The organism is Agromyces binzhouensis (assembly GCF_004135055.1).
Taxonomy (GTDB): domain Bacteria; phylum Actinomycetota; class Actinomycetes; order Actinomycetales; family Microbacteriaceae; genus Agromyces; species Agromyces binzhouensis.
The window spans coordinates 1-11,475 of record NZ_SDPL01000055.1 but is presented as its reverse complement, the minus strand read 5'-3'; the positions used below and the strand labels follow the sequence as shown (position 1 = coordinate 11,475).

The window sequence follows — 11,475 nt, the reverse complement described above, 5'->3', positions numbered from 1 at the left end:
TACGGCGCACCTGCCTCCAGGAAGCCGCCCGCCGCCCGCCCGGCTTCGGCGAGGGCGGCGACGGCGTCGCCTTCCGCGAACCGCACGCGTGCGCCGGCCAGGGCGACGATCGCGTCGAACAGCGGCGTCCGCATCGCGTCGGCCCAGCCTCGGAGTTCCTCGAGTGCCCGGCCTGCGGCATCGAGGTCGCCGGCCGCGGACTCGATCTCGACCGCGGCCGGGAGCACGAATCGGCGCATGAACGGCACATTCCCCGCCAACGTCCGACGGACCTCGGTCCGCGCCTTCCCGATCCGTCCCATGGCGAGCAGGAGCAGCGCCGAGCCGGGCTGCGGCTCCCAGCCGGACTCCCCCGCCAGCCGGTAGGACTCCGCGGCCGAGTGGAAGGCGCCTCGGAGCCGCTGCACCTCGCCCTGCGCGTACGGCGCGCCGTGCGCCGCCCGGAAGTCGCCCGCGCGGAACCGCGTCATCGCGGACTCCGCGGACGCCACCGCCGCGTCCCACTCGCCTCGGATGACCTGCACCTGCGCCAGCAGCGCCGAGCGCTGGCCGCTGAAGGTGATGAGCGAGGGCTGGGCGCGGCACCAGTGGTCGAGGAGCGCGACCCACGCGGTCGCCCGATCGAGGTCGCTCGCCATGATCGCGTCGGAGACCATGGCGCACAGCAGATCGCCGGTCTGGAACGGTCCGAGCCCACCGGCCTCGATCACGGCCATCGTGCGGTCGTGGAGCGCGAGCGCCTCGGGGAGGTCGCCCACGGCGACGAGCGCCTTCGCGAGCACCAGCGAGGCCATCGCGATGAGCGCGTCATCCCCGTGGCGCTCGGCGATCCCGAGGATCTCCTCGCCCATGCGGCGACCCTCCGCCAGGTCGCCGCTGCCGAGTTGGGCCACGGCCGGTCCGAGTCGCACGGTCGCGGACAGCAGCGGATCATCACTCCCGGCGGCGATCTGCATCGCCCGCGCGGACCAGGCGAGCGATGCGGAGAGGTCGCCGACCTCGACGAGTTCGAGCGCCATCCAGCCCGCCCACCTCGCCGCCGACGCACCGTCGGACGCCTCGAGGTACCCGGCGTACGCGCGGCCCCCGGCGTCGAACGCCGAACTCCGGTCGCCGCGGAGGATCGCCGCGGTCGAGAGGAGCTCGAGGTCGGATGCCGCGAGCTCACCGCTCGCGTCGGCCCGCGCGAGGTACTCGACCGCATCCGCCCAGCGCGACTCCCGGGCCGCGATCCGGCCTGCCTCGAGCGCGCTCGGCGACGTCATCGTGCTCCTTCGCGGCCGACCCCGTGAGCCGTCCGGTCCGATGCGACCGCCGAGCCACAAGCTAGCGCCGCACTCGTGGCGGCCGCAAGGAAGCCCGGGCGAACGACGAGGGGCCCGCCGGCGTACCGGCGGGCCCCTCGTGACGAGTCAGGCGACTCAGATGGCGTTGACGTCCAGCGGGATGCCGGGGCCGAACGTGGTCGACACGGCGCCCTTCTGGATGTAGCGGCCCTTGGCGCTCGACGGCTTGAGGCGCACGACCTCCTCGAGCGCGGCGGAGATGTTGTCGTTCAGCTGCTCCTGCGTGAACGAGGCCTTGCCGACGACGAAGTGCACGTTGGCGTGCTTGTCGACGCGGAACTCGATCTTGCCGCCCTTGATGTCCTCGACGGCCTTGGCCGGGTTGGGGGTCACGGTGCCGGTCTTGGGGTTCGGCATGAGGCCGCGCGGGCCGAGGACCTTGCCGAGACGGCCGACCTGGCCCATGAGCTCGGGGGTGGCGACGGCCGCGTCGAACGCGGTGTAGCCGCCGGAGACCTTCTCGATGAGCTCGGCGCCGCCGACCTCGTCGGCGCCCGCGGCGATGGCGGCCTCGGCGGCCGCGCCGGTCGCGAACACGATGACGCGGGCGGTCTTGCCGGTGCCGTGCGGGAGGATGACGGTGCCGCGCACCATCTGGTCGGCCTTGCGCGGGTCGACGCCGAGCTTCAGCGCGACCTCGACGGTCGAGTCGAACTTCGCCGAGCCGGTCGCCTTCGCGAGCGCGACGGCGTCGGTCGGGGTGTAGTACTTGCCGGCCTCGATCTTCTCGGCCGCGGCCCGGTAGGCCTTGGACTTCTGTGCCATGTTGGTTCTCCTTGCGAGAGTGTGGTCATCGCGCCTGGCGGGCGCTGCCACGAATGAGAGTTCTGGTGAACGGATGCCGCGCGGCATCCGTCACGGTCGGACCCGGTGCACGAGGCGGCGGGGCGAGCCGTGGGAAGGCCTTATTCGACCGTGATGCCCATCGAGCGAGCGGTGCCCGCGATGATCTTCGACGCGGCGTCGAGGTCGTTGGCGTTGAGGTCGGCCATCTTCGTCTCGGCGATCTCGCGGACCTGGGCGGGCGTGATCTTGCCGACCTTGGTGGTGTGCGGGACGCCCGAGCCCTTGGGGACGCCGGCGGCCTTCTTGATGAGCTCGGCGGCGGGCGGGGTCTTCAGGATGAAGGTGAACGAGCGGTCCTCGTAGACCGTGATCTCGACGGGGATGACGTTGCCCCGCTGAGCCTCGGTGGCCGCGTTGTAGGCCTTGCAGAACTCCATGATGTTCACGCCGTGCTGACCCAGGGCCGGGCCGATCGGCGGGGCCGGGTTGGCGGCGCCGGCCTTGATCTGAAGCTTGATCAGACCAGTGACCTTCTTCTTCGGTGCCATGATTTCTCTCTTTCTGTTCGAACGCCCCGAGCGGGGCACTCTCCCGCGATGCCGGCGGTTCCGGTCGCGGTGGTCGGTGTGCGGTGTGTCCGTGACGCAGCACAACCCTCCGATGATACCGGAGGGTTGCTGCGGGGGCCCTGAAAGCCCCTAGAGCTTGGTGACCTGGTCGAAGCTGAGCTCGACCGGGGTCTCGCGCTCGAAGAGCGAGACGAGGACCGTGAGCTTGCCGCTCTCGGGCTTGATCTCGCTGATCGTGCCGGGCAGGCCCGCGAACGAGCCGTCCTTGATCGTGATGGTCTCGCCGACCTCGAAGTCGACCTCGGCGGGGATCTGGCGCGCGGCGCCGCCGCTGGCGGCACCCTTCGCACCCTTGGCGGGCGCGACGTCCTTGATGTCGACGAGGCTCTTCAGCATGTTGAAGGCCTCCTCGAAGCGGAGGGGGGTCGGGTTGTGGGCGTTGCCCACGAATCCGGTGACGCCCGGAGTGTGGCGGATGACCGACCAGCTCTCCTCGTTGAGCTCCATGCGGACGAGCACGTAGCCGGGCACGCGCACGCGCGTGACCATCTTGCGCTGGCCGTTCTTGATCTCGACGACATCCTCCATCGGCACCTCGACCTGGTGGATGTAGTCGGCCATCGCCATGGTCTCGCGGCGCTGCTCGACGTTCGCCTTCACGCGGCGCTCGAAACCCGCGTAGGAGTGCACGACGTACCACTTGCCCGGAAGGAAGCGCAGCTCGTTGCGGAACGCCTCGTACGGGTCGTGGTCCTCGTCCTCCTCGGTGACGGCCTCGAAGGCCGCCTCGGCCTCGTCGACGGAGTCGACGTCGAGGGCGTCGTCGACGACCGCGTCGGCCTCGGGGTCGCTCGCCTCGGCGATCGCGTCGAGGACGGCGTCGAGGTCGACGTCGTTGCCCTCGTCATCGACCACGTGGACGGCACGGTGCTCGGCCGGCTCGACGGAGTCCTCGTCGCGCTCGAGCGAGTTGCCCTCCTGCGCCTCGTCCTCTTCGGAGGACTGCTCGGCGGCGGTCGCCCAGTCGACGTCCTGTCGCTCGTTCTTCGACACTTCCTCAATCCTTCTTTCTGCCGTGCCGCCGGGTTCCGGCGGGCAGGTGTCGGGCCGACGGCCCGATCAGACCCCCGGCGTTCCGAAGACGAATACGACCAGCCATGAGAAGACCTGGTCGAGCGCCCAGACGATCGCCATCATGATGGCCACGAAGACCAGCACCACCGCGGTGAAGCTCGCGAGCTCCTTGCGCGTCGGGGTGACGACCTTCTTCAGTTCGCCGATGACCTGTCGGATGAACAGGGCGATCCGTGCGAAGGGGTTGCGCCGCGCCGCGCTCTCGCGCCTGGCATTGGCGACGACATCCTCGCTGGGTTCGTCGAGTACTTTCCGGGCCACCTCGTACACCTTTCATGGGCCGGCCATCGCCGGCCGGCTCGCAGGGCGGACAGGACTCGAACCTGCAACCTGCGGTTTTGGAGACCGCTGCTCTACCAATTGAGCCACCGCCCTAAGCGACCCGGCTGGCCGGATCACCTCGGGTCGAAGCCGCCTCGACCTGCGTTCGCGACGGGCGGTTCACCCGCTGCGAAGGCGCGTTCGATCTTGGCTGACTTCAACAACCTCACCAAGTGTATGCGACGCGGGAAGGTGCGCCAAACCGTGGCCGAACGGCACCCGGCGGACACGGGACGTACGTCCCGAGCGTTCCGCGCGGGACCGGCGTATCGTTGCAGGTGCAGCCGCTCCGGCGGGTGCGGACAGGTTTCGGGGAGCGCGCCTGTGGGGGCAGGCGCCGGACGCCGCGGCTCGGGGGAACACCGCCGCGGCGTCCCTTCCGTGCCTCGCGTCGTGACGCCGCGGTCGACCCACGGCCACCGGGCCGGACGATCGGCGGCATCCGGACGATCCGTCCGGACGCGCGTCCGCGAGCATCCGCTCCCCCGCTGACGTGCGCGGGCCCGCGCCGTAGGCTTGGGGCGTGACCGATCAGCGCCGTCTCTCCGCCCGCATCTCCGCCATCGCCGAGTCCGCGACCCTCAAGGTCGATGCCAAGGCCAAGGCCCTCCAGGCCGAGGGACGGCCCGTGATCTCCTACGCGGCGGGCGAACCCGACTTCCCGACGCCGCCGCACATCGTCGAGGCCGCGCTCGAGGCGGTCCGCGACCCGCGCAACCACCGGTACACGCCCGCGGCCGGCCTGCCCGACCTGCGCGCCGCCGTCGCCGAGAAGACCCGGCGCGACTCCGGGCTCGACGCCGGCGCGAACCAGGTCGTGATCACCAACGGCGGCAAGCAGGCCGTCTACCAGGCCTTCCAGGTGCTGCTCGACGAGGGCGACGAGGTCCTCGTCCCGACGCCCTACTGGACCACCTACCCCGAGGCGATCAAGCTCGCCGGCGGCCGGCAGGTCGACGTGTTCGCGGGCTCCGAGCAGGGCTACCTCGTCACGGTCGAGCAGCTCGAGGCCGCGCGCACCGAGCGCACGCGCGCGCTGCTGTTCGTGTCGCCGTCGAATCCGACCGGTGCGGTGTACCCGCCCGAACAGGTCGCCGCGATCGGCGAGTGGGCGCTCGAGCACGGCATCTGGGTGGTGACCGACGAGATCTACCAGAACCTCACGTACGCAGAGGACCCCGAGGCGGTGCCCCCGCGCGCGATCTCGATCGTCGAGGCCGTGCCGGGCCTGGCCGAGCAGGCGATCCTCGTCAACGGCGTCGCGAAGACGTACGCGATGACGGGATGGCGCCTCGGCTGGATGGTCGGCCCCGCCGACGTCATGAAGGGCGCCGCCAACCTGCAGTCGCACCTCACGTCGAACGTGTCGAACATCTCGCAGCGCGCCGCGATCGCGGCGCTGACCGGCCCGCAGGAGCCCGTGGAGGAGATGCGCCGGGCGTTCGATCGGCGCCGGCGCACCATCGTCGCCGAGCTGTCGAAGATCGACGGGATGTCGGTCCCGGTGCCCGAGGGCGCCTTCTACGTCTACCCCGACGTCTCGGGCCTGCTCGGCCGCGAGTGGGCGGGCGTGACGCCGACCACCTCGCTCGAGCTCGCCGACCTCATGCTCGAGCGCGCGGAGGTCGCGGCGGTCCCCGGCGAGGCGTTCGGCCCGAGCGGCTTCCTCCGATTCAGCTACGCGCTGGGCGACGCACCGCTCCTCGAGGGCGTGCAGCGCCTCCAGGAGCTGTTCTCCTGACCGGGATCCCGTCGATGGATCGCGCGGCGCGCCACGCGCACGAGCCCCGGAGCAGCGCGGACGTCGTCGGCGAGCACTCGCAGTACCGCCTCGACCTCGAGCGGGTCCGGTTCTCGCCGTACTTCTCGCGGCTCTCGGCCGTGACCCAGGTGATCGGGCAGCCGGGCGCGGGGCCGCTGATCCACAACCGGCTGACGCACTCGATCAAGGTCACGGCCGTGGCGCGTGCGATCTCGGTGAAGATGACGGATGCCGCGTCGCCGACGCGCGACTTCGCGCTCGCGCACGGCTGCGACGCGGTCGTGGTGCAGGCCGCGGCGAGCGCGCACGACCTCGGCCATCCGCCGTTCGGGCACCTCGGCGAACGCGTGCTCGACCGCCTCGCGCGCGACACGCTGGGCCTGCCCGACGGATTCGAGGGCAACGCGCAGACCTACCGGATCATCACGACGCTCGACGTGAGCGAGGTCGCGCCGCGTGGGCTCAACCTCACGGCCGCCGTGCGGAGCGCCGTGGCGAAGTACCCCTGGACCCGCCACGTCGACGTCGCGGCCCTCGGCGACGGGCCGCTGCCGCGAGGGTTCCGCCGCACCGATCGCGGCGTCGAGGTGCTGAAGTTCTCGGCGTACGGGATCGACGCGGCCGACCTGTCCGAGGCGCGCGACGGTCATCCGCCGTTCCGGCAGTCGCTCGAGTGCTCGATCATGGACATCGCCGACGACATCGCGTACTCGATCCACGACGTCGACGACTTCCACCGCGCCGGCCTGCTCGGGCAGGGCGCCGTCGCGCGCGAGTTCCGGGGCTGGATCGAGTCGGGCCTGCAGCTGCGCGACCTCGACGACGAGGAACTCGCCCGGCGCAGTGCGCCGCCCGGCAGCGCGCTCGAGGCGCTGCGCCGCAAGCTCCACACCTCCGACCCGTGGATCGCCGGCGACGAGGCGTTCCGCGCCGCGGTCGGCGTGGTCGCCGACGATCTCGTCGACGGCCTGCTCGCCAGCCCGTTCGACGGCTCGATCGCGGCCGAGCGGGCGCTGTCGTCGTTCACGAACCGGTGGATCGACCACCTGCAGTCCTCGGTCGTCCCGGCACCCGAGGGCGTCGTCCGCGCCGGGCTCGTGACGCTCGACGAGCGTGCGTGGCACGAGGTCGAGATCCTGAAGTTCGTGCACCGGCACTTCATCCTCGACCGGTCCGACATCGTGATGTACCAGCGCGGCCTCAGCCGCGTGATCGCGCGCGCGGTGAAGGGCCTCACCGCATGGCTCCGCGACGAGGACGACCGCGATCGGGTGCCGCTGCGCCTCCGCGAGCTCGTCGAGATCGCGACGGACGGGTACGCGCAGCTGCGGACGACGCGACCCGCCGGCGTGCCCGTGCCGGATGCATCCGAGGTGAGGACACTCGGCGTGGGCCGCGGCGTCGTCGACTACGTCGCCTCGCTCTCCGACGACCAGGCCCTCGCGGTCTCCGAGGCGATCGACGGCCGGCCCGACCGGCTGTGGGACATCGGCCAGAACCTCTGATTCATCCGGTCGACCGGCGACGGCGCTAGGGCGATTCGCTGTCGACCTCGACCGGCACGGGGACGCCCCCCGCGACGATCACGAAGCGAACCACGGTCTGCACCACGGCACCGGGCGGGAGCGCATCTGCAGCCGGAGGGAGGTCGAGCGACCATCCCGGCTCCGCGTGCACGCGGCTCCCGGCCTCGAGGGGAGCGGACGTCTCGCCCGCGAGCGCGCCGTCGGGCATCCAGGCGTAGCGCGAAACGACGGCATCCGTGAGATCGAGCTCGAGTGGGTGCGTGCCGAGGAGTTCGAGGCGGCCGCCGTCCGCGGCCAGCCCGATCGCCGCGACGGGGAACGCCGTCTGCCGCGCGAGGAGGTCGCGACCGCGCGCGACGAGCTCCGACCAGACCGGATCATCGTCGGAGTCGAGACCCGCGACCTCGAGGGCGAATCCGTCGCCGAGTTCCAGGGTCTCGCTCGCCGCACCGGGTCGGCGCATGACGTCGGGTTCGGGCATCGCCCGCGCACGATCGACGAGTGCGCGCAGGGCGTCGACCTCGTCGACCGCGACCTCGCCCTCGAACGAACCGACGGCGAGGGGGGCGACCGACCGCCATCCCGCGAGTCGGCCGTCGCGGTCGACCTCCACGGTCTCGTACTCGGCCGGGACGCGTCGTCCGTCGGCACGGATGTAGCGGAGCAGGGTCATCGTTCCTCCCCCCGGAACGTGCCGCCGAGCGTTCGACCGAGGATTCCGAGGAACTCGGCGATGTGACGGGGCTCGGCTCCGTGGTCGTGGATGTCCGGCGCCCGCCGGGGGTCGCCCATGATCGAACCGCTCGTGTAGGTGAAGACCTGGATCGTCTCGTAGCGATCGGCCGTTCCGCGCAGCGACCGGTCCAGGTCGGTCACCAGGTCGGTGGTCAGCGTGTAGGCGGGCAGGGCCGGCAGCGCCGGTACGCCCGGGGACGCGGGCACTGCGGGCAGCGCCGGCGCGATGCCCCCGAGCGGCAGGGCGGCGTACGCCGCGACGACGCGCTGTGCGAACGCTCCCATCGTCACCCCCGCCGCCGCCGTCCGGGCGTTGGCGGCGTTGCGCGCCAGCATAGCCGCCTGCAGGTTCGCGGCGATCGTCGCCGGAGCGACGCCTGCCGGCCCGGTCGTCGCACCGACCGGCGGCTCATGCCCGGTGATCCGGACGTAGTCGCCGGGGCGTTGCTGGTATTCGTCCTGCAGGCCGATCAGGTGACCGAACTCATGCGGCACGGTCGACTCCGACGTCGGGTCGTTCCGGAACCAGCGGCCGGCGTTCGATCGACCGGTGCCGGCCCGGACGTCCACGGTCATCGCGGCGGGCCCGCTTCCGCGCACGAGGCGGAACTCGAGGTTCACCCGCCGAGGGGGCACGTCCCGCACCGCGGCGAAGCGATCCCAGACCCGCGGCACGTGCGAGAACCAGACCGCCCTCGGCGCGAGCCCGGTGAAGTTCACCGCCACGGTGACCACCATTCGGTCGCCGTCGATCTCCCATGAGTAGCGCGACGCATTGCCGCCCGTGTTCCCGTACGTCGCACCGCCGACCTCCTCCCTCCACTGGCGCTCGATGAACCCGACGGTCGATGCGGGCGCAACCGCGTCGAGCGCCGTCCACGTTGCGGCGTCCGCGATTCCCGACGCGGGCAACGGGGGAACCCGACCGGTCTGGAAGGCCCGCACGGCGGCGGTCGTCAGGGGTCCGAAGCGACCGTCGACGGCGAGCGCCGGCGACGCACCCGCGGTGTTCAGCTTCTGCTGCAGCTCACGCACGGCGGCTCCCCGCAGGATGCCTCCTGCCCCGACGACCGGATGGAGGCTGGTCCCGGGCACCTGCACGCCCAGGGGGTTCGCCGTGCCGCTCGCGGTGTGCTGCTCGATGGGGGATGCGCTCAGCCCCTCGAGCGCGATGAACCCACCCGGACTCGCGGTGTCGAGCACACGCCACACGTCCGCGTCGATCCTGCTGGTCGGCCATCGGTGCAGGACCAGCGCCTCGATGGCGATGATCGCGGGCTGCATCTCCGGGCCGTAGACGGCGTTGACGACGAGGCGCGGCGAGATGCCGAGGGCGTTCAGCTTCTGCTGGGCGAACCCCACGTCGACGTGGTCGGCACCGGGGACGAGCACCGCGCGGACGGGCGCGGGCAATGCAGCGAACGCGCCGTCGAGCGCGGTCCAGGCGGTCCCGTCGAGGACGCCGGTGGGCGGGATCCCGCGCGTCCCCTGGAACGTGCGTACCGAGCCCTCGGTGAGGGCGCCGAACTGCCCGTCCTCGACGAGCGGCCCGACGGAGGCCTGCAGCCGGCTCAGCTTGCGCTGCGCCTCCTTCACGAACTGGCCGCGCGAACCCGTGCGCAGCGTCGGCTTCGCCGGCGGTGCGATCGGCTGTCGCTGCACCTGGAGCAGCCTGCCGACCAGCGCACCTTGGCGAGCGCCGTTGCCGACCAGTCGTTGCAGGCCGATCGCGCCGGCGGGCGACGGGGCGGAGGACGACGGGGTCGGTGCCGGGGCGCGCCGGTTCGCGCTGCGTCCCGTCAGGGGCGACGCGGCGCCTCGGTCGTCCCCGACCGCGCGTCCGGAGGACATGTCGGCATTCTCGTCACTCCCCGAGACGCGCGCGTGCCCGATCGGGCGGAACCGGGGGCAGGGGGGACGTTCGGCGACCTCGGCCCGGCCGACCGCCCTTCATCCGGTCAGCCGACCACGGATGGCTCGAGGGAGCGTCGCGCCTCGCGCGTCAGTCCGTCGGCGATGGCGTCGAGCAGCGGCGACCCGAGGTTCCACTGCTGCCAGTGCAGCGGCACGTCGACGGGAGGTCCGCCGAGCGCCACGAGCCGTCCGTCGGCGAGCTCGTCGTCGGCCTGGAAGCCGGGCAGGAGCCCCCAGCCGAGTCCGAGCTTGATCGCGGTCGCGAAGTCGTTCGACGCGGGGACGAAGTGCCGCGGCGGGTCCGCGGCATCCGCCCCGACGAGCCGGAGGTACTCGCCCTGCAGGTCGTCGCGCCGGTCGAAGTCGACGCGCGGCGCCGCGGCGAGCGAGGCGGCATCCGCTCCGCCGGGACACCAGCGGGCGACCCACGCCGGCGTCGCGACCGCCGTGTACCGCATGACGCCGAGCGGGCGGACGAGGCATCCGGCGACCGGTGTCGCCTGCGAGGTCACCGCGCCCATGACGGCGCCGGACTCGAGCAGGCCCGCCGTGAAGTCCTGGTCGTCCCGGTGCAGGTCGAAGACGACCGGGTGGTCCTCGGCGATGCGCGCGAGCGCGGGCAGGAACCAGGTGGCGAGCGAGTCGGCGTTCACGGCGAGCGGCACGGTCGTCGGGCGGGCGGATGCCGCGTCGTCGCCGCCGAAGGCGGCCAGCGCGTCGTGCTCGAGCAGCGCGAGCTGGCGGGCGAGGCGCACCACGGCGGCCCCCGCCTCGGTGGTGCGGACGGGCTTCGAGCGCACGACGAGCACGCGCCCGAGTCGCTGCTCGAGCTGCTTCACTCGTTGCGACACGGCCGACGGCGTCACGCGCAACTCGGCGGCGGCCGACTCGAAGGTGCCCTGGTCGACGACCGCCGCGAGCGTCCGGGCGAGATCGAGCGGGATCTGCATGAAGGAATGCTAATGCTGATGAAGAATCCTGAGCTGGATTTCAGCGGGACCTCGACCTAGCTTCGAGGACGTGGACCTCTCCGTGCTCGCCGCCGGCCTCGGCCTCGGCTTCTCCCTCATCGTCGCGATCGGCGCCCAGAACGTGTTCGTGCTGCGCCAGGGCATCCGACGCGAGCACGTGTTCGTCGTCGCGGCGATCTGCACCGTCTCCGACGCCCTGCTCATCGTCGCGGGCGTCGGCGGCATGGGCGCCGTGCTGCAGGCCATGCCGTGGCTCGTGGGCGTGGCGCGGTGGGCGGGGGCGATCTTCCTCCTCGGGTACGCGGTGCTCGCCGCACGGCGCGCACTGCGCGGCACCGACGAGGGGCTCGTGGTCGAGGATGCCGAGGTGGGAGCCCGTGGCGGCACCGCTCCCGCTGCCGCCACCGCGGG

Annotated in this window: 11 protein-coding genes and 1 tRNA gene; 3 read left to right on the top strand and 9 right to left on the bottom strand. The window is 72.1% G+C overall.

Annotated elements, in window-relative coordinates; translation table 11 throughout:
* The 6 genes from ESO86_RS05010 to ESO86_RS04985 all read right to left on the bottom strand — a co-directional run.
* Positions 1–1,265: ATP-binding protein (locus tag ESO86_RS05010; protein WP_129233778.1), on the bottom strand; the 1,265-nt coding region annotated here is incomplete at its 3' end.
* A gap of 156 nt (positions 1,266–1,421) precedes the next feature.
* A complete protein-coding gene (gene rplA / locus ESO86_RS05005) occupies positions 1,422–2,111 on the bottom strand; it encodes a 50S ribosomal protein L1 (RefSeq protein ID WP_129233777.1) in 690 nt (229 codons plus the stop codon).
* Between the two features lie 140 nt (positions 2,112–2,251).
* Positions 2,252–2,680, bottom strand: a complete 429-nt coding sequence (gene rplK, locus ESO86_RS05000; RefSeq protein WP_129233776.1) for a 50S ribosomal protein L11 — start codon at positions 2,678–2,680, stop codon at positions 2,252–2,254.
* 150 nt (positions 2,681–2,830) lie between these two features.
* A complete protein-coding gene (gene nusG, locus ESO86_RS04995; protein WP_129233775.1) occupies positions 2,831–3,754 on the bottom strand; it encodes a transcription termination/antitermination protein NusG in 924 nt (307 codons plus the stop codon).
* Between the two features lie 66 nt (positions 3,755–3,820).
* Entirely contained in the window at positions 3,821–4,096 is a 276-nt protein-coding gene (gene secE / locus ESO86_RS04990; protein ID WP_129233774.1) for a preprotein translocase subunit SecE, read from the bottom strand.
* A 41-nt stretch (positions 4,097–4,137) separates the two neighbouring features.
* A tRNA-Trp gene (locus ESO86_RS04985) sits at positions 4,138–4,210 on the bottom strand.
* Positions 4,211–4,679: 469 nt separating this feature from the next.
* Here ESO86_RS04985 and ESO86_RS04980 point away from each other — a divergent pair.
* Both ESO86_RS04980 and dgt read left to right on the top strand, forming a co-directional pair.
* Complete coding sequence (locus ESO86_RS04980; protein ID WP_129233773.1) at positions 4,680–5,897, top strand: pyridoxal phosphate-dependent aminotransferase; 1,218 nt, start codon at positions 4,680–4,682, stop codon at positions 5,895–5,897.
* Between the two features lie 14 nt (positions 5,898–5,911).
* On the top strand, positions 5,912–7,423 hold the full coding sequence (gene dgt, locus ESO86_RS04975; RefSeq protein WP_129233772.1) for a dGTP triphosphohydrolase: 1,512 nt from the start codon (positions 5,912–5,914) through the stop codon (positions 7,421–7,423).
* A gap of 25 nt (positions 7,424–7,448) precedes the next feature.
* Here the strand turns inward: dgt and ESO86_RS04970 are convergent, their stop codons facing one another.
* From ESO86_RS04970 to ESO86_RS04960, 3 genes are all read right to left on the bottom strand, one after another.
* Entirely contained in the window at positions 7,449–8,117 is a 669-nt protein-coding gene (locus ESO86_RS04970) for a hypothetical protein (protein ID WP_129233771.1), read from the bottom strand.
* Entirely contained in the window at positions 8,114–10,030 is a 1,917-nt protein-coding gene (locus ESO86_RS04965) for a peptidoglycan-binding domain-containing protein (RefSeq protein ID WP_129233770.1), read from the bottom strand. The genes ESO86_RS04970 and ESO86_RS04965 overlap by 4 nt, the downstream gene beginning before the upstream one ends.
* 107 nt (positions 10,031–10,137) lie before the next feature.
* Positions 10,138–11,043 carry a LysR family transcriptional regulator ArgP gene (locus ESO86_RS04960; protein ID WP_129233769.1) on the bottom strand — a complete coding sequence of 302 codons (906 nt, stop codon included), beginning with the start codon at positions 11,041–11,043 and terminating at the stop codon, positions 10,138–10,140.
* Between the two features lie 70 nt (positions 11,044–11,113).
* On the opposite strand from ESO86_RS04960, the gene ESO86_RS04955 reads away from it, so the two are divergent.
* Positions 11,114–11,475 (top strand): LysE/ArgO family amino acid transporter (locus tag ESO86_RS04955; RefSeq protein ID WP_207207019.1); only part of this gene is annotated, 362 nt, incomplete at its 3' end.